Below are 18931 nucleotides of genomic sequence, written 5' to 3'. Positions count from 1 at the left end.
CGATGCGTCCGGCAACTTCACATTGGATATATGTAGCTGCCATGACTACTGGTGCTCTGTACTTTTGGTCTTTGAGCCGCAATCCCAAAAGTGTTCCTCAGTCTGAATATTTAGTGGCAATATTTATCCCCATTTGGTCGGGACTGGCATACATGTCAATGGCATTAGGTCAAGGTAAAGTCGAAGTTGCCGGACGCATCGTTCATTATGCCCGCTATATCGATTGGATGGTGACTACGCCGTTATTACTACTGACGTTATCTTGGACGGCAATGCAGTTTGTCAAAAAAGATTGGACTCTGATTGGCTTTTTGATGAGTACACAGATCGTAGTAATTGCGACGGGGCTAATTGCCGAACTTTCTGCTCAAAACTGGATAAGATACCTGTGGTATATTTGCGGTACGGTAGCATTCCTGGTAGTGTTGTGGGGGATTTGGGTACCATTGAGATCGATCGCCAACAGTCAAGGCAGAGATTTAGCTAGGCTCTATCAAAAGTTGATAACCTACTTTACAGTATTGTGGATTGGCTACCCATTGCTCTGGCTCGTTGGATCTTCTGGTCTGAGATTAATAAGTCAAGATATCGATACCATGCTATTTTGTATTTTGCCTTTTTTCTCCAAGGTTGGCTTTAGCTTCCTCGACTTACATGGATTGAGAGGATTGCAAAATCGCCAGTCAGAAACTGGTATGGATCGTACTGTCGTTGGCGTAGCCTCTCCCTTGGAGAATCGAGTATTACAATTCCAAAATGTGGGTGAAGTTTGGAAGAATTCGGTGTCTCGATCGAGACGTAAAAAAACTAGTCAATTATAGGGCTAGCTTGAGTTTTACTCTAGCAATCCTGAGTCAATTGTAAGATCTAAGGTAAATATTGTTTTAACCGCACAGACGCAGCGATGCACGCACGCCTTTGTTCCCTGACGGTTTGCAGATCGAGACAGAGAGCGCAGAGAGTAAAGTAGAGATTCTAGTAAATCATCTGGGATTACTACATTTCTCTAATGGTAGGCAAAATGCCCACCATTAGATACTTAATTATTTATCGTTCGGTTAACTGAGTTAACACCTGATTGGAACGTTCTACGAAGGCATTCATCCCATCGGCATTAATCCCTTTTTGAGCCATTAAAGCTAGATCGTAGATGTGATGACAGACAAGATTAACTAGCGCCTGATTTGGCGAAGTTCCCTCCGTTCCGACGATCGATCCTTTGTTGATATTTGCCAGATTTTGAATCAGTGGATGCGCGGTATTGACTACCAAAACGTGTTCGTCTGGAAATTCAGCTATTTGTTGCTGCATCATTGCCATCATTTCACGCATCCGCCGGGTAGATTCAGGCAACAATACCATTGCCGGGGGTGTGGATTGCGCGTTATCACCTTTGAGTGATTCGGTACGAATGGTGACTTGGGGTTTATTGAGCGCGGTGGTGAAGATTTCTTGAATCTGCTCGCTGCGAGTTTTATTGGTATTTGGATCGATGATTTCGGGTGTATCATCCGATTGAATTAGGCTGCTATCTAATTCGGCATCGACGCGCGAGAATTTGATATCGCTATGTTCGCGTTCGAGGAAACTAACGAAGTGGGTGTCGATGAATGAATCGAGGAATAGCACTTCTAAACCTTGACCCTTGTGGAGTTGGACATAGGGTGCTTGACTGGCTTCATCGGTGGCGTAGAACACGCGATTTTCGTACTTCGGTTCGTTTTGACCTTCCGTCGTCGCTGGCGCTGATTTGGCGTGACGCTCTTTGTTGCGCTCTAAGTACTCATTGAGAGTTGTATAAGGCAAACTTGGCGTTGCAGATTGCCAAGCATCATCGCCCTCTGCCGTGCCTTCAGGTGCAGTTGGGGGAGCCGTAAAGGTGGTGCGATAGATGATGATGTCTTCGATTTGCTTTTTGAACTTATCATCGTTCAGACAGCCAAATTTGATGAAGGTGCTGAGATCCTCCCAGCCTTTGGTATAAGCCTCGCGATCGTCGTGATAGAGTTCTTTGAGCCTGTCGCCGACTTTTTTGGAGATATAATCAGAGATCCGGCGGACGGTGCGATCGCTAGTCAGCGCACTCCGAGACACGTTGAGCGGGATATCGGTACTGTCGATAACGCCCCGCAATGGTAGCAAGAATTTGGGAATCACTTCATCGCAGCGATCGCTCACAAATACCTGATTGCAAAACAGTTTAGCTTGTCCCTTGGTCAGATCCAAATCTGGGCGCAATTTGGGGAAGTACAGAATCCCGTTGAGCGCAAAGGGATAGTCGGTATTCAGATGCACCCACAGCAAGGGGTCTTCTTCAAAGGGATACAAGTAACGATAAAATTCGAGATAATCTTCTTTTGTTAAATTCTGGGGTGATTCTTTCCAGGGTGCCTTTTGCTTATTAATAACTTCGCCGTCGAGCGAAATCGCCACTGGCATAAAGTCACAATAAGTCTTGACTAATTGCTTGATTCGAGCTGGTTCTAAATATTCAGCTTCCTCATCTTGGAGCGTCAGCGTAATCGTCGTTCCGCGCTCTGTCCGACTCGATTCGCTAATTTCAAAGCTAGGCGACCCATCGCAAGACCAGTGTACCGCCGTCGAGCCATCACGACAAGAGAGGGTGTCGATTTCAACTAGGCTCGCCACCATAAACGAAGAATAAAATCCTAATCCAAAGTGCCCGATAATTTGTTGGTCGCTATTTTTTTGATACTTCTGAATGAATTCTTCGGCACTCGAAAAAGCAACTTGATTGATATATTTTTTGACTTCATCTAGACTCATCCCGATCCCATTATCGGAGATCGACAGTGTTTTTTTGTCCTTGTCGATCGCGATCTGGATCGCAGGTTCGCCGATTTCACCGCTAAATTCGCCCGCGAAGGACACCATTTTGAGCTTACCAATGGCATCGACACCGTTGGAGATCAGTTCGCGGAGGAAGATTTCATGGTCGGTATACAGAGATTTCTTGATGATCGGAAAGATATTCTCGGTATGGATGGTGATGTTACCTTGTTCTAGCACTGTCATATTGCTATCGATCGCTACTTATGTTTTGTTATCAGCATTGTATGGCGATCGGGTGTGTGTAGCTTTTCGGGATTTCCGTACCTCTTCATAGGGGATATGGGATAGGGTAGATCAATATCCACTGTAAAAGTAGCAGTATTCGGCGCGATCGATTGCTGTGAGCGTTTTTTTGGTAGACTTAATCGCGAAAATAAGTCCGCCGATAATGAGTCCGATGACGGCTAGATAAATGCCAAATAAACTACCGAGTAAATAACCGCTGATAAAGTCGATTGCCATTGCTGTGGCTAGAATTCCTAAGACATCGCGCAGCCGATTGAGACTCAGCAAAATCGAAGTGTTGAATAGACCGATCGCAAATAATAAATATCCTAACCCAGCAACTATTGTCAAAATGTTATCATTCTGACTGCGATGTAAGATCGACAGCAACATTAGTGTCATAGACATCAACACTCCAAAGTACAGGAGAATTCGCCCAATGGACGACCAGTATTTTTTTTGCAGTTGCCAAGATAGACTATCTACTTCAGCTAGAGTCATATGTTTGGCAAGCTCGTACCAATATGTAATTAAGTTATAACTAAAATATTCGACCAGGGGAACGATCAGTAGGAGATTTAACAATGCTAAATCCATACTATTTTGATATGCGAGATTGTTACCAGAAATAATAGCAAAGTGTCCGGCAGTAGTAATGTTTGCGACTAGCCGATCGGCAAAGATAAATCCAAAATAAGTGATGCCATAACAAAAGTATGGGATCAATAAATAAATTAGAATGCTCAGATGTGGTAAACGGACTAGGTCGCCAAATTTCGGCTTAATTGCTCGTGCTTCGATCTGGGTGAATATCCATAGAACTGATAGCGAGATAAAAGCGATCGCAATGGTTGATATCTGAGCTTCTAAAGCACTTAACTCGATAAATACTCTAAATATAAAAAAGCAACAGGTAATCCCAATCAGGATGACTGGAGCGGCAAATCGATACTGAAGTCCGACGATCGCAAACAACATCCAGATCGTACTAAGAATAATGTAATAAAGACCAGCAATAATAATATATCGATCGGTCGTAACTCCCTGATAGAATCCAAAGATAATACCAAGCGAAGTTAGTAAAATAGTGGTAAAAATTCCCATCGACAAAATTGAATTACAGATCCGATTAGCTTGAACCGGATCTTTTAATCCCATGTAAAACAAACCCCGCCTCGTAATCATCTGGACAAAGCCGCTACTCGTAATCAGACTTGCCATCGTGACGAATCCAAACAGCGTATTTAACGCTGGTGGTAAAAAGTCCATCCTTTTATCGATCGGCCAGTAATTGAGGACGAGGAGAATAATAAATGGAATGGTATAAACAAAGCTATGTGAAAATTGAGTGATGAATATATTAAACTTCTCACTAAATTTCAGCGCTGGCTTGGGGACATAAATTGCAGCATCGACATAGGGAAACTGCTCGCGTTGGGCATAAATAAATTGCCCGAGTACTAAGGCATTCGGACAGCCAAATTCAGTCGCGATCGTTTTATCGGTATATCCTAAAGCTTCGACGATCGCGACAATTTCCCAAGGATCGCAAACATTAGGATAGTTGATATAAATTGAATCGATTAAATTTTGGAGAGAATGAGTGGTCATAGCTTACCATGCAGTTTTAGTTCTGAAATTCTCGCTTGCCGAATCAATTGCTGATACAGCTCGAAATAAGTTTGAACGCACTTTTTGAGGGTAAATAAATCCAAGGCACGATCGCGAGACTTCTGACCGATCGCGGTGCGTTGTGCTGGTGTTAAACTGAGCATCTGGACGATGGCTTCAGCTAGCTCGACGGGATGATTGGCGGGGACGATCGATCCGGTATCGCCCAAAGCCTCTGCCACACCGCCGACATCAGTCGCCACGATTGCCGCTCCACACAACATTGCTTCGATAACTGCATAGGGAAAACCTTCCGAAATACTCGACATGACTACTAGATCTGCTGCGCTATATACCTGCCACGGCTCGCTGGTAAAGCCTGCAAACTTAACGTTATTTTCTAATTGATGTTCGGCGATCTTTTGCTGACAGCGCTCAAAATAATCTGGATCTGAAGGTTTACCATAAAGCTTAAATTCAACATCGGGAAACTTGTTGCAGACGATCGCCGCTGCTTCGATCAGATTCAACTGTCCCTTCAGTGCAAAAATCAGACCCATATTAATTACTATTGGATGAATATTGGGGCGATCTGGCAATTGTTGAGGTTTAAATTTCTGCGGATCGGCACCATTATAAATGACTTTAATCTTCTCTGGCGGTACTTCCCACCATCCTTCCCAGCGAGTATTATATTTGCAAACTGGAGCCACAACATCGGCAAAATGATAATTTAATTTGACTACCGCGCTAACTAGATAATGCAAAAAGCGGCGGACAAACACCGACGGAATCGAGGTGCGTAAATTTAGATATTGTTCGCGAATATTCGTACCGTGCTCGGTCAATAGATAGGGAATCCGATATTCGATTTTTCCAATTACGCCGAGTAATCCACAATAACTAGCAGCCGAGGAATGAATCGTATCGACCATCGGAATCGGGACATTCAACGGAATAAATAATCGATATAGCAATCGCAGCGTTTCGGTAATCTCACCTAAAGTAATCCGATTGGTCTCGATCTGGGATTGCCAACCTGTAGTGACTAGTTTTTGAAAACACTTCCACACTTCGATCGACATCATCGTCTTGTGATAATCGTACCGCAGAAAATATTTATGGATGGCAACAAATGTCTGCCCCAGGGTGTGGATATCCATCACCTCTGGCGAAAGAATCCCCATTAATAGCTGCTCGAAAATGGGGATAAAGCGGCGATCGATAACCGTCCCAGTAGTGGCAATTTTGCTCTTGAGGGCGCGTGAAAAGGGAAATCGCCATCCGTATTCGATCGGGTCTTCCGTGCCCCACAGCGGCACTTTGAGTAGTTGAGTGACGTTGGGTGCTAGTTGGTATTGTTGGGGTAGATAGGGATTGGCAACGATCGCCAAAATCTTGAAATCTACTTCTGGCATCTGCGTGGTTAATTCATGACACCAAGTACTCACGCCCCCACCCAAAAATGGGTAAGTTCCTTCGGTTGTCATCAAAATGCAAGACCTCATTGATAATTAATAATCTCACATTTTGCATTAAAACAAAGTTAATAGTGTTTTAGTGAATAGTGGATAGTGAATAGTGGATAGTTTTGGTAATTAGGAGTAAGTAGTAGGGTGGGCAATGCCCACCGCAATGTTTAACGGTGGTTCTAGTATCTAAAATAAACTGGCTGACAGCTTTACTAAGGAGCAATCTTTGTGAAATATTAACTCTATTTGGGGAAATAAACAGTACCAGTTTGACCGATCGCGATCGTTGGCTGGGGATTGGTGAATTCGACTTCGATTCGCTGGGTCGATCGATTTTCTACGGGAGAGGTAGCGCCAACGAGTGGAGGCGCAATACTAGTAACTAAAGCGACTAGTTCTTGACTGTTCAAAGCGTTACCCACCTTGACGAGCGCTCGTTGTCCGGGCTTTAATAAGGCGGCTTGTTGTGGCTCCAACTCCACGCCGATCTTGAGTTTTTTGGGATCGGTAATACTCATCAACTTACTTCCCAAAAATACTCGATCGCCGACCGCAACCGGGATGTCGATCGCCGTGCCCGCGATCGGTGCGGTAATATCAATTTTGGTGGGTTCGAGGACTGGTTTACGATTGACTGGTAGACTAGCCACCCGACTACCGGGCAACACTTGTGGCAGTTGCTGCAATTTTGTCTCGATCTGGCGAAGATCGGCGCGAGCAGCTTGAAGTTGCGCTTGGAGTTGTTGCAGTTGTCCGGCTTGTTCGGTGAGTGTAAGTTGTTGCTGGAGTTGTGTCGATTGTGTCTGCACGGTTTGTCGCTCGGTGGCAACGCGGGCGGCAGCGACTAGACTATCATAATCCGCTCGGGCGATACTGAGGTCAGATTTAGCGACTGTCAGCTCTTTTTGGGCTTGTTCGAGTCGTTCTTGAGAGATCGCCCCTTGACTTTGATACTGAGCCAGTCGCTCGGATGTTGTCAATGCTTGCTCATAAATTGCTTGAGCGCGGTTGATGGCTGCGCGTTTTTGTTGCAGGGGCAGTTGAGCTGGCTGAGTGGCGACGACATTTGCCCGCACGTTAGCTGCCGCTAGCTGTTGGCGTAACGGGGCAATCTGCCGCTGATAATTGGCGATCGCGATTTGGATGGTGTTAATGCGTCCGATGGCTGCTTGGCGCTCTCCCTGAAGGAGTTGTTGCTGTTGGTTGACTTGCTGCTGTTGCTGGTTGGCTTGCTGGATGATGGCTTGCTGTCGTTCGGCATCGAGCTGTTGCTGTTGGAGCATTTTGGTTTGATTATTACGTTCGGCATCGATATTCCGAATGGTCAATAATCGATCGCCAGCCCGCACTGTCTGCCCGAGCTGGATCGGCAGTACTGAGACGATTCCAGGGATCGTCGCATCGATTTTGGTGATGTGTAGCGGTTCGATTTTGCCGACAAATGGGAGATCGTGCAACTGTCGAGCGCGGTCTTTGGGATCGGGGGTAGCGGCAGGTTGATTGAGACTTTGGCGGAGTAGATAGAGCGCACATGTCAACCCCAACCCAGCGAGTACCAGTGCAGCGGCTTGATACCACCCGATCGATTTACGCGATCGACCCAATGCGGTAATATCTAAAATCAGCTCTGAAGGTTGATCGAATTCGCTGCCAGGAACGATCGCGGTGCTCGGCGGTTTATTGATGCCCGTCAGTTCCAAGCCACCGGGATAATCGAGCCGACTCAAGGGCATTTGACCGCTGCGCGGCTTCCACTCTAGCACCCCAAGATCGATCTGATTGGGAATAAATTTTTCAAATAAACCGGGCGCGATCTGCATGTAGCCCCGATTGACAAACCGGACGGCATCACAAATTTCCTGTGCGGGGGCACCTTTGAGAATATAGCCATTGGCACCAGCCTGGATCGAATCGGCGACATATTCATCGCTGTCATGACTGCTGAGCACGAGGACTCTGGTTTTGAGCGAGCTGTGGGAGATAATTTTGGTTGCCAGGACACCATCGATATCGGGCATCTCCATATCCATGAGCACGACATCGGGCAGGAGTAATTTGACTTGCTCGATCGCATCATAGCCATTATCTACCATTCCCACGATGTCAAAGTCCGGCTCGGTTTCGAGTAGAGACTTCAGCCGTTCCCGAATGCTCTTCTGGTCATCCACCAGGAGAATGCGAATCATGACTAATTCCTTAGATTTGTGATACTTATTACCGACTTTGACTCATTTATTCGGTGAGTCAACAGTCTTAGCCGGATGAAAATATATTTCGATAAGTTGTATATCAATATTATTACAAATTTGAACAGATCGAGCTACGGAAATTACGATCGCTAGCTCAGTATTTTTTATAACATCTTGCAGATCGAGACGATCGCTGTCCTAATTTACTCGAAGTAGCTAATTATCGATCGGGATAATGTCACAGCGGGGCTTTTTTCAGCCATGTGGCGGAAGATTCAAACCTGCTTCGCTAACGCTTCAAACTCATGCCAGCACATCAATAGAGCGCGGGGAACGTGGAAACAACCTTTCCATTTACCGCCCTTGAGATCTAACAATACTTCGCCCTGGCGATCGAGATAGCCAAACCACTCACCACCATTGGGGTCGGCAAAGTGTTTCCACGTATACTTATGAACTTTTTGATACCAATCCCAGCAGGCCGCCCTACCAGTCAAGCGATAACCCATTGCTAGCGCCACTAGCGTTTCTACATGCACCCACCACAGTTTTTGATTCCATTCCAACTGCTGGGGGGGATGACCGTCGGCATCCATAAAATAATATAAACCGCCATAGCGATCGTCCCAGGCAAAATTAAGGATATTTAAGACGACATCGACAGCTCGATCGATCGTGTCGCGATCTTGGCGGCGATTGGCGATATCCATGATAAACCACATCGCTTCGATCCCATGTCCGGGGTTGATCGATCGACCCTCGAAACAATCGCTCTGACTGCCATCTGGCACCACATTTTCGTACATCAGACCGCTCTGTGGGTCAAGGAAATCAGTCATTACCTCCTGCACAGTCAGATCCAAAACCCGATCGAGTTCTTCACTGGGCAACAACCAGGACATTTCCAGGGTGAGGTTTGCCAAAATCATTGGCACGGCGAGGGATTTGAGCGATCGAGTCCCTGGGTAAGTTTTATTATATCGACCCTTGGGATCGTCCTTACGGCGTAAGACATTTTGATAGGCTTGGAGGGCGACCTCTTTTGCCCAAGGTTCGCCATCGGCGAGCGCGTATTGACTAAATGCCATCGCCGCAAAGCAGTCAGAGAAGATGTTATAAGGCTGTACGAGGGGCTGTCCGGCTCGATCGAGGGCAAAATACCAATTACCCTGGGGATCGCGTCCGTGTTCGGCAAGGAAGCTCGCCCCATGTCCGGCAATTTTGAGCCACTCACTGCGTTGCTCGACGCGATTGTACAACATCGAAAATGTCCACACCTGACGGTTTTGCAGCCAGATAAACTTATCGGTATCGTAGACTTTACCCGCTCGATCGAGACATGTAAAGTAGCCGCCTTGCTCCCAATCGATCGAGTTTTGCTCCCAGAATGGGATGACATTATCGAGCAGGGTATCTTTGTAGAGTTTTGCTAATTCCTGAAAATCGTAGTTCATGGTTTAGGGGATAGGGGATAGGGAATAGGGGATAGGGAGTAGCGAAAAATGTAGTGATAATGCCTGAAACCTAGATGGTGGGCAGCGGTTCGCGCTCTGGAGGTTCCCTCCAGATTGAGCGAAACAAGACACTGCCCACCCTCCAAATTGTATTTTACTATCCCCTATTCCCTATCCCCTATTCACTATCCACTAGTAAATTTTAATTTACTAACATTATCTCTTCATCTGACTGAAGATCGAGTACCTTGTCGCCAGTGCCATCCTTGCCATAGGTTTGGATGCGATCGATCGGCACGATTTCATGACGTTGAGTAGTAGTTACCAGATCGAGGGCTGCGGGGGGGAGATTGAGGTAGATCAGGCTATCGGTTTTGATGGCAAATTGCATGGCATGGGTGCCCATATTCCCAGTTTGGACGATCCGAATCGTCGAAATGGGGATGCGTTTGGCATAGCCATAACGGGTAACGAGGATCAGCTCATCCGTGCTATTGGCGGGGATACAGCCGACGATCCGTTCTCTCGCACCGACTTTGAGCGCTTGGATGCCTTGGGATACCCTCCCCATCAGGGGGATCTGCTCGGAGGCTAGTGCCAGCCGAAGGATGCGTGCGCCAGATGTCGCGATGATGATTTCCCGCTGGTTGGTGAGGGGGGTGATGGTGTGCAGTTTGTCATCTTCCCGCAGTTTGATCAGGGTGGTACCGCGATTTGTTAGCCCACTTAGCTCTTGGAGGAGGATGCGTTTGATTTTGCCTTGGTTGGTGAGCAGGAGCAGTTGCTGGAGATCGTCGCTGGTTTCGCCAGGTGCGGGGAGGGTATAGATAACTTGCTCGGTGGTGTCGGTGTCTTGGAGCGCGGGAATCAGGCTGGTGAGGATCGTGCCGCGATCGTTACCCAGGGTGGGCGGAATATCGCGAATTTTGAGCGGATAAGCTTTGCCGTCAGTGGTAATTAGGGTAAGTTCTTCATCAGTGTTAGTTTGGTACGTTTTGGTGATGAAATCTTGGCTTTGAGGATTGAGTTTGGCACCAGTTTTACCGAGTCTTCTAATGTAGCCTTGATGAGTAATTTCGACGGTGGTGGATTGAGTGGGTTCGGCTTCGACAATTTGGAGTTGAGTCGCGGGCAGCGATCGAATTTTCCGCTCTTTTGCAGAGAGGCGATCTTCGGCTGGCAAGCCTTCTGTCGGTTTAGTTTTGGTAGCAGTGATGCGACTAGCAGTAGCTCGATCCAGTTTGGGCAGATCGATTCTGGTAATCTTAGAGCGCCGTTCGTCGCTAAATTTGCGCTTGAGCGATCGCAGATCTTTTTTGAGTGATTTTAGTAGTTCGGTGCGATCGAGCAAGAGATTATTTAAACGCGCAATTTTGGTATTGAGTTCCTCAAATTCGGTCTGAATATTTTTCTTTTCTAAGCCAGTCAATCGCCGCATCGGCATTGATAAAATGGCATCTGCTTGGACATCGCTAAGCTCTAATTCGGTCTGAAAGATCGCTTTAGCGGTAGTGCCATCCGGCGCATTGCGGAGGATATTAATCACCGCATCGAGATTGTCTAGCGCGGTGAGCAGTCCCGAGAGGGTATGTACCCGTTTTTGGGCTTGTTCGAGTTCATTGCCATACTGACGCGTGAGCGTGATTTCGCGGAATTTGAGAAATTCTTCCAGCAGTTGTCTGAGACTCAATTGACGGGGTTGACCTTCCACAATTGCCAGCATAATCGCCCCAAAGTTGCTCTGAAGGGCAGTTTGGCGATAGAGCTGGTCGAGGACATGACTGGGTTCGCTATCGCGCTTGATCTCGATGACGACGCGCATCCCTTCCCGATCGCTTTCATCGCGCAAGTCGGCAATACCGTCGATTTTGCCTGCATTGACTAGTTCGGCAATTTTTTCGATCCAGGCGGCTTTATTAACCTGAAACGGAAGTTCGGTCACGATTAGCGAATCGCGGCGTTTTTTGGACTTGGTGAGCTTCGCTTGGACGCTAGCAACCTCCACATGGGAAATCCCCCGCACGGTGATAATCCCTTTCCCCGTCCGATAAGCATCGTGGATGCCTTCGACACCCATAATTTCGCCCCCAGTGGGAAAATCTGGGCCGGGAATCAGTTCCCATAATTTAGCATCGGGGAGATCGGGTTTATCGATTAGGGCAATCGCCCCATCGAGAACTTCGCCGAGATTGTGCGGGGGGATATTCGTCGCCATCCCGACGGCAATCCCACTACAGCCGTTGATCAGTAGTAAAGGCACTTGAGCGGGTAAAACTGTCGGCTCCTGCTGGGAATTATCGAAGTTGCCGATAAAGTCTACCGTAGCGGTGCCGATTTCCCCTAATAGAGCTTCATGCGCGATCGAGGCTAGCCGCGTCTCGGTGTACCGCATCGCCGCTGGCGGATCGTTATCTACCGAGCCAAAATTGCCGTGTCCGCCCAAGAGCGGATAACGGGTCGAAAAGTCCTGAACGAGTCTCACCAGGGCATCATAGACCGATTGGTCGCCGTGGGGATGATATTTACCCAAGACATCCCCGACTACGCGAGCGCACTTGCGATACGGTCTGTCTGGTGTCAATCCGAGTTCGTGCATCGCGTAGATAATCCGCCGATGCACTGGTTTGAGTCCATCGCGGACATCGGGCAATGCCCGCCCCACGATCACACTCATGGCGTATTCTAGGTACGATCGCTGCATCTCTGACGGCAGATCGATCGGAATAATTTTATCTGTACCTAGCAGATCTAGCTGTTTTACCATGAGTTCAAATGCCTATATCGATCGCTTAAGTTAATCTCAGTCTGCCACAAACTGTTCGCAATCGGACTAGACTGCAAAATAATAATACACAATTACTAGAGTAAAGGATAGTGAATAGTGAATAGTGGATAGTGGATAGAAGTTAGAATGCAAGCATTCTCTATGTTCGCTATTCACTATTCACTATCCACTATCCACTGACCCCTACCCTCTAGCCGGAGCCTTAGTAATAAAATCCCTAACTCTGGGAGTCTGAATCAGTTTGCGGGTGTCATTGAGCAGTCTATCACCCCATAAGTTTTCTTTGAGGTATTGGATATTGGCGTAGCGGCTGTCGAGGGCGATCGCTTTTTCGGCGGTGGTAAATGCTTCGGCTTGTTTGCCTTGGACGAAGAGTGCCACAGCCATTGCCAGACGGGGTTCGGCGGCTTTGGGGTCGATGGCGATCGCGCGCTGCCAGTTTTGCATGGCACCGTTGAGATCGCCAGACTCATAATTGACTAAGCCAATATTATTGATCGCTGGCCAAAATTTAGGATCTTTTTTAACCGCTTTTTGGTATTGGGCGATCGCGTCTGGATACTTATTTAATTTATAGTAAGCATTACCCAGATCGAAGAGAGCGGAATTATTATCCGGCTTAATTTTTAGCCCAGCTTGAATGGTGTCGATCGCTTTTTGATGGTCGCCTTTTTGGAAGTAAGCAGAGCCTAACATGAATAGCGTGTCTGGATCTTGGGGTTTGATGGCGATTGCTTGTTGCAGCGAATCGATCCCTTTTTGATATTTTTGAGTTTGGACGTACAAGGTACCCAAAAATAGCCAAGCCTCATGACTTTTAGGTGCTAATTGGGTTGCTAGAGCAACACGAGGAATCGCTTGTTCGTATTGTTGAAATTGAACCAATCCGGCTGCTTGTCTTAATAAAGTCTTACTAGTATTCTCTAAGGATTTGGCATCTTGAGTGGGAACATATGGCAGTAATACTTGACCGTGAGCGATCGTGGGCGAGATCGTCATACCTAGGCAAGCAGTTAGGAGTAGCAGGTAGATCCGTTTATACACAGTAAGTTATGTCTGAGTAGATAGTCGATAGGGCTGTGGACAATCGTCAAAATCGATGCAGATTGAGGATCGCGTTAGTTGTCGATTCCATCATAGGATAGATTCTACAGCTACTATCACAATTTTTCGGTAAGTCAACTACAACTTATGGATGGGTGAGCGAGAATACCATATCTAGGCTAGCGTACTTGTTACCGAATAGATGGGAGTTGAAATTTGGCACTCGATGCTCTTTGTCACTGTGTGCCAGGATCGAACGTACACATGGGAGTTTTCTCCACCATAGGATATGACTTTTGGCACTAGCAATGTTTGTTACAGAAGAGTTAAACTTAATGTAAATAAAAGTAACAAAACTATTAAAAGTTATCGTTGCTTTGCCCGCTTGGTAGATCGATTCTCATCGATGGCATTCGATCGTGCAGATCGGGTTTGTCATGCACTCTGCGCTAGTTGAAAGATTGGTGACTTGGCAATGACATTACAACCGATTGTCGTGACTCCAGAATGAGCGGCTCAGTCAATGAACAGTCATTTGAGAGTTTTAACTAACGAACTAGTGTGCCTCGATCTCCTATGCAAATACCCTTCATTCACAATCTCAAACGTCCGTTCCCAACCATCGCTGGTGTGGCGGCGGCGATCGTCGGTGTTGCCGCACTCGGTACCGTGGCGGTTAATCAGTTTAAGCCAGCTCCAAAAATCGATCTAGAACGTTATACCACGGTTGCCAAAGCGCAAGATCTGACCGATCGAATTACCGCCAGTGGTAATGTCATTCCCTTCCAGACGGCAAATATCAGCCCCAAGACAGCAGGGAGAGTCTTTCAGCTATTTGTCGAACAGGGCGATCGCGTCCAGCAGGGGCAGAAAATTGCCCAGATGGAAAATGCGGAAGCTCAAGCCGCCTTCGCGCAAGCGCAAGCCAACGTCCAGCAGGCTCAAGCCAATCTCAGCAAGGCGAAAAATGGCACGCGCGCCGAAGAAATTACCCAAGCTCAAGCCAAACTGACTCAAGCGCAAGCCAACCTTAACAAAGCCAAAAATGGCAATCGTCCTGAAGAAACCGCTCAGGTACGGGCAAAACTCGCCCAAGCCCAAGCCAATCTCAATCTGAGCCGATCGATCGCCCCCCAACAAATCCAGCAGGCTACCGCTCAGGTGTCGTCAAATGATGCTAGATTAAAACTCGCTCAGGCACAAGTAGATCGCAATCGATCGCTGCGCCGATCGGGGGCAGTTTCCCAGGATACACTCGATCGAGCCACTGCTGACTATCAAACAGCCAGAGCCAATCTCCTCGACGCTCAACAAAAACTTCAACAAGTTCGCAACAGCACCCAATCGGAAATCAACCAACGCCAAGCGGCTGTTACCGAAGCCCAGCAAGCGCTTCGGCAATCTCAGCTCGGTAGTCGCTCCGAAGATGTTGCCAGTCTCGCCGCTCAAGTCGAGCAAGCCCAAGCCGCCTATCAGCAAGCGAAAAATGGATCTCGCCCTGAAGACATCGCCCAACTAACCGCCGCATTAGCCGTTGCCAATGCTCAGCTCCAATCGGCTAGCTCTCAACTCCGAGATTCAACCGTCGTCGCGCCATTTGCAGGCTTGATTACCCAGCGTTATGCTAGCGTTGGGGCATTTGTGACACCGACGACTTCCGCCTCAACCAGCACATCGGCGACTTCTACTTCGATCGTGGCTTTAGCCAAAGATATGGAAGTCAAAGCCAAGGTACCTGAAGTCGATATCGGCAAAATTAAAGTCGGTCAAAAAGTCGAAATTACCGCCGATGCCTACAGCGACAAGCCTTTTCAGGGTACCGTTAGATTGGTGGCACCAGAAGCCGTCGTCGAGCAAAACGTCACTTCGTTTGAAGTCCGCGTCGCCCTCGATACGGGTAAAGAAGTCTTGCGATCGGGCATGAACGTCAACACTATATTCAGCGGTAAACGTACTAATAACGCGCTCACCGTACCCACGGTTTCAATTAGCGCCAAACGCGGTCAAACTGGTGTCTACGTCCCCGGAGCCAATAACGAACCCATCTTTAAAGTCATCAAAGTCGGTGCTAGCGTCCGCGACAAAGTCCAAGTCCTCGAAGGCTTAAAATCTGGCGATCGCGTCTTCATCGATATCCCCGCTGGATTTAAAGAAAAAATGATGGGCGATGGGAATAAGACGGGTGGGTAGTTGGGAGTTGGGAGTTGGGAGTAAATAGCGGAACTGCGTTCCCATTTAGCTCGCTGTCCCCCAATCCCCCAATCCCCCAATTCCCCAGTCGCCCTCTCTCCCAACTCCCAACTCCCAACTTCCAACTCTCATGAACATCCTCGAAAGCCTAAAAATGGCAACTCAAACCCTGATCTCGAATAAACTGCGGAGCGGTTTGACGATGTTGGGGATCGTGATTGGTAATGCCTCTGTAATTGGGATGATCGGCGTCGGTGAAGGGACGCAGACCCTCGCCACCGATCAATTCAAGAATTTGGGGCCAAATACCCTCTTCATCCTCCCAGGCTCTCCTAAAGCCCAAAATATTCGCAGTGGGGGCACGCCGCCGACATTGGTACTCAGTGATGCCAGAGCGATCGCGCGTCAAGTACCATCAGTAGCTGGGGTCGCGCCAGTGCTACAGAACTCTTCTGTAGTTAGTTATCAAAGCGTTACCACGACCTCCATCATTCAAGGGACGACGGCTGACTTTCCCAGTGTGCGTAACTTTGCGGTCGATCGAGGGCGATTTGTGACGGCTCAAGATGTCAGACAGGACAAACAGATTGCGATGGTGGGGACAGATATCGCCCAACGCTTATTTGGCAATAACGATCCGATCGGCAAACAGATTCGGATCAACAATGTCAGCTTTGAAGTCGTCGGACTGATGGAGAGCAAAGGCTCCTCTTTTGGTAGCAATCAAGACGATGCGATCTTCGTGCCGATTACGACGATGAGCAAACGGATTATCGGACGGACATCACCTTTCGGGCTGCGGCTATCATTGATTTCGGTATCTGCTAAAAACAGTGAAAGCATGGATGCAGCCGAGTTTCAAATCACCAATCTCCTCCGCCAACGCCATAAAATCGTCGGCGAAGATGATTTCACCGTCCGCAATCAAAAAGATGCCCTCACGATCGTCTCCACGATTACGGGTGCGCTGACTCTATTGCTGGGCGCGATCGCCGGGATTTCGCTCCTCGTCGGTGGGATTGGCGTGATGAATATCATGCTGGTATCAGTCACCGAACGTACCCAAGAAATCGGCTTGCGTAAAGCGATCGGGGCAACCCAAAATGATATCCTGACTCAATTCACGATCGAGGCAATCATTCTCTCGGTTGTCGGCGGAATTATTGGCACCTTAATCGGCATTGGCGGGATTGTCTTAGTCCGCAATTTTAGCCCCCTCAAAACCGCTGCAATTTCGCCATCAGCAATTATTCTGGCTGTGAGTGTTTCGGGTGGCATCGGGTTATTCTTTGGTGTCGTTCCCGCCCGTCAAGCTGCCAGACTAGACCCGATCGAGGCGCTTAGAAGCGTGTAAGATGATTGAGAATTGAGAATTGATAATATAGCAGTCTTATTTGATTTGTAAGAATATCGTAGGGTGTGTTATCGCGATAGCGTAACGCACCGAAGAATGAATCTCATGAATCATTTAGGATTGCTATAAGTTACTTTCAAGTATAAAGTGAACAAAATTAGCTTGCCTATCTGTCTGAATAATCCTGTTTTTCGGAGATTATATGCAGCCCAAACAATTAGTTTGTTTGGGGATGCTTTGACTTTGTTGGGCTTAGCACTTTTGGCTTTTGAATTAGCGGGTGCATCTGCGCCGATCGTGTTGGCAGGTGCCTTGACACTGAGGGTGAGTGCCTTTACATTACTATCACCTTTGGCAGGAGCGATCGCCGACAGGTTCGATCGCAAGCCGATTTTGATAATTACTCATCTAGGGCGAATGCTGCTGGTGTGTCTGTTACCATTTGTGAATAGTGTGTGGCAAATTTACGCATTAGTATTAGGTCTAAATATTTTCAATGCCTTTTTTGCGCCGACTTATCAAGCGACGATTCCATTAGTAACGGGTGCAGATGAATATCCTCAAGCGATCGCGTTATCGGGGACGACTTATCAAATTCTAGGTGTATTTGGGCCGGGAATTGCGGGAGTACTGGCACTATTTATCGGTGCTAGAGAGTTATTTTTTTGGGATGGCTTGAGCTTTATTATTGCGGCGATTTTGATTGCTACTCTACCGGGTAACTTGCGAGCGGACGTAACTGCCGAACCGCGATCGAAGATCCAATCTGTTGGTGCAGATATTCGAGTGGGAACTGCTAAACTGTGGACAGATGCACCGATTCGGTATGGTTTAATGATGCAGTTAGTAGCATCGATCGCGGGCGCACAGATTTTAGTCAATACTGTTAACTACGTGCAAGGTACGCTCCACCAAACTGCCGTCCAGTATGGCTGGGTGATGATGGGCTTCGGTTTGGGTGCGACGCTTGGAGCGATGGCGATCGGGATTTATCCACAATATCGATCGAAAATAGTGACGATCTTGGGTGGTGGCGGGTTAATTAGTGCGTCATTAATCGGTGCTAACTATGTCGGATTAGCACCCCTGATCTTATTGTGGTCGATCGCGGGATTTGGGCAGAGTCTCATCAATCTATCACTACAAACCTTAATTGCCGATCGAACGCCGACAGAGATGCAGGGGCGCGTTTATGGCGCACATTTTGCCTGGAGTCATCTGTGGTGGGCGGGAGCGTACCCTCTAGCTGGCTGGCTGGGGACGACATTTCCCGATCGGACTTTTCTGTATGGTAGTCTCATCGGTCTTGGCTTACTCGCGATCGTCCAGTTATTACTCGCACCCGATCGATTTGCCCACACCCATCCAGAATTTTCCCACGTTCACGCTCATACTCACGATCTCCCACATCAGCACGAACATCTGGGTAATCTAGAGAGAGCAGATCCGATACATCAACATCCACATTTACATTCACAATTAAGACATACCCACACCTACGCTGATATCAGTCATCACCACTCCAGCTCCGCCCATCATCACTAACTAATCGATCGCCTCAACCCTATTCACAGAGCTAACTAACCTCGCAACTCCTAGCTGGTGGGCAGTGGTCAGTGAGCGATAGCCGAACTGTGCCCACCCTACATCTTTACCGCATTTTTCTAAAACCTAAAGCCTAAAGCCCAATACCTAAAACCTAATCCCAATGAATGACGACAAACCAATTATCATCCGCCTCGAAGATGTCAACA

The 18931-nt window shown here is 47.6% G+C and carries 11 protein-coding genes; 4 read left to right on the top strand and 7 right to left on the bottom strand.

Features of this window, described 5'->3' with window-relative positions:
- The first annotated feature begins 2 nt into the window (after nucleotides 1–2).
- Complete coding sequence (locus RMO35_RS23430; RefSeq protein ID WP_309744862.1) at nucleotides 3–821, top strand: bacteriorhodopsin; 819 nt, start codon at nucleotides 3–5, stop codon at nucleotides 819–821.
- Between the two features lie 226 nt (nucleotides 822–1047).
- Here the strand turns inward: RMO35_RS23430 and htpG are convergent, their stop codons facing one another.
- From htpG to RMO35_RS23395, 7 genes are all read right to left on the bottom strand, one after another.
- The gene (htpG, locus tag RMO35_RS23425) at nucleotides 1048–3036 is read right to left on the bottom strand and encodes a molecular chaperone HtpG (protein WP_309744861.1); all 1989 of its coding nucleotides are present in this window, start codon (nucleotides 3034–3036) and stop codon (nucleotides 1048–1050) included.
- Between the two features lie 111 nt (nucleotides 3037–3147).
- The gene (locus RMO35_RS23420; RefSeq protein WP_309744860.1) at nucleotides 3148–4689 is read right to left on the bottom strand and encodes a hypothetical protein; all 1542 of its coding nucleotides are present in this window, start codon (nucleotides 4687–4689) and stop codon (nucleotides 3148–3150) included.
- Nucleotides 4686–6179, bottom strand: a complete 1494-nt coding sequence (locus RMO35_RS23415; RefSeq protein WP_309744864.1) for a DUF3492 domain-containing protein — start codon at nucleotides 6177–6179, stop codon at nucleotides 4686–4688. Before RMO35_RS23415 ends, RMO35_RS23420 begins: the two co-directional genes overlap by 4 nt.
- 224 nt (nucleotides 6180–6403) lie before the next feature.
- Nucleotides 6404–8347 carry a response regulator gene (locus tag RMO35_RS23410; protein ID WP_309744859.1) on the bottom strand — a complete coding sequence of 648 codons (1944 nt, stop codon included), beginning with the start codon at nucleotides 8345–8347 and terminating at the stop codon, nucleotides 6404–6406.
- Between the two features lie 278 nt (nucleotides 8348–8625).
- Entirely contained in the window at nucleotides 8626–9804 is a 1179-nt protein-coding gene (locus RMO35_RS23405) for an AGE family epimerase/isomerase (RefSeq protein WP_309744858.1), read from the bottom strand.
- Between the two features lie 202 nt (nucleotides 9805–10006).
- Nucleotides 10007–12568: a DNA topoisomerase (ATP-hydrolyzing) gene (locus RMO35_RS23400; RefSeq protein ID WP_309744857.1), complete on the bottom strand. Its 2562-nt coding sequence runs from the start codon at nucleotides 12566–12568 to the stop codon at nucleotides 10007–10009.
- A 204-nt stretch (nucleotides 12569–12772) separates the two neighbouring features.
- Nucleotides 12773–13588 (bottom strand): tetratricopeptide repeat protein, encoded by an 816-nt coding sequence (locus tag RMO35_RS23395; RefSeq protein WP_309744856.1) that lies wholly within the window; start codon nucleotides 13586–13588, stop codon nucleotides 12773–12775.
- 621 nt (nucleotides 13589–14209) lie between these two features.
- On the opposite strand from RMO35_RS23395, the gene RMO35_RS23390 reads away from it, so the two are divergent.
- The 3 genes from RMO35_RS23390 to RMO35_RS23380 all read left to right on the top strand — a co-directional run bounded on the left by RMO35_RS23390 (nucleotide 14210) and on the right by RMO35_RS23380 (nucleotide 18722).
- Nucleotides 14210–15823: an efflux RND transporter periplasmic adaptor subunit gene (locus RMO35_RS23390; protein WP_309744855.1), complete on the top strand. Its 1614-nt coding sequence runs from the start codon at nucleotides 14210–14212 to the stop codon at nucleotides 15821–15823.
- Between the two features lie 130 nt (nucleotides 15824–15953).
- On the top strand, nucleotides 15954–17177 hold the full coding sequence (locus RMO35_RS23385) for an ABC transporter permease (RefSeq protein ID WP_309744854.1): 1224 nt from the start codon (nucleotides 15954–15956) through the stop codon (nucleotides 17175–17177).
- 147 nt (nucleotides 17178–17324) lie between these two features.
- A complete protein-coding gene (locus tag RMO35_RS23380) occupies nucleotides 17325–18722 on the top strand; it encodes an MFS transporter (RefSeq protein WP_309744853.1) in 1398 nt (465 codons plus the stop codon).
- Nucleotides 18723–18931 lie beyond the last annotated feature (209 nt).

The sequence above is a fragment of the Chamaesiphon sp. OTE_20_metabat_361 genome, from assembly GCF_031364565.1.
The sequence above is the reverse complement of the archived record's forward strand: the minus strand, read 5'-3'. Positions and strand labels throughout refer to the sequence as shown.

What these genes read in the sequence shown, in the direction of transcription:
- RMO35_RS23430 (WP_309744862.1), top strand. Translation starts at nt 3, where the DNA reads ATGCGTCCGGCAACTTCACATTGGATATATGTAGCTGCCATGACTACT.
- htpG (WP_309744861.1), bottom strand. Translation starts at nt 3,036, where the DNA reads ATGACAGTGCTAGAACAAGGTAACATCACCATCCATACCGAGAATATC.
- RMO35_RS23420 (WP_309744860.1), bottom strand. Translation starts at nt 4,689, where the DNA reads ATGACCACTCATTCTCTCCAAAATTTAATCGATTCAATTTATATCAAC.
- RMO35_RS23415 (WP_309744864.1), bottom strand. Translation starts at nt 6,179, where the DNA reads ATGACAACCGAAGGAACTTACCCATTTTTGGGTGGGGGCGTGAGTACT.
- RMO35_RS23410 (WP_309744859.1), bottom strand. Translation starts at nt 8,347, where the DNA reads ATGATTCGCATTCTCCTGGTGGATGACCAGAAGAGCATTCGGGAACGG.
- RMO35_RS23405 (WP_309744858.1), bottom strand. Translation starts at nt 9,804, where the DNA reads ATGAACTACGATTTTCAGGAATTAGCAAAACTCTACAAAGATACCCTG.
- RMO35_RS23400 (WP_309744857.1), bottom strand. Translation starts at nt 12,568, where the DNA reads ATGGTAAAACAGCTAGATCTGCTAGGTACAGATAAAATTATTCCGATC.
- RMO35_RS23395 (WP_309744856.1), bottom strand. Translation starts at nt 13,588, where the DNA reads ATGACGATCTCGCCCACGATCGCTCACGGTCAAGTATTACTGCCATAT.
- RMO35_RS23390 (WP_309744855.1), top strand. Translation starts at nt 14,210, where the DNA reads ATGCAAATACCCTTCATTCACAATCTCAAACGTCCGTTCCCAACCATC.
- RMO35_RS23385 (WP_309744854.1), top strand. Translation starts at nt 15,954, where the DNA reads ATGAACATCCTCGAAAGCCTAAAAATGGCAACTCAAACCCTGATCTCG.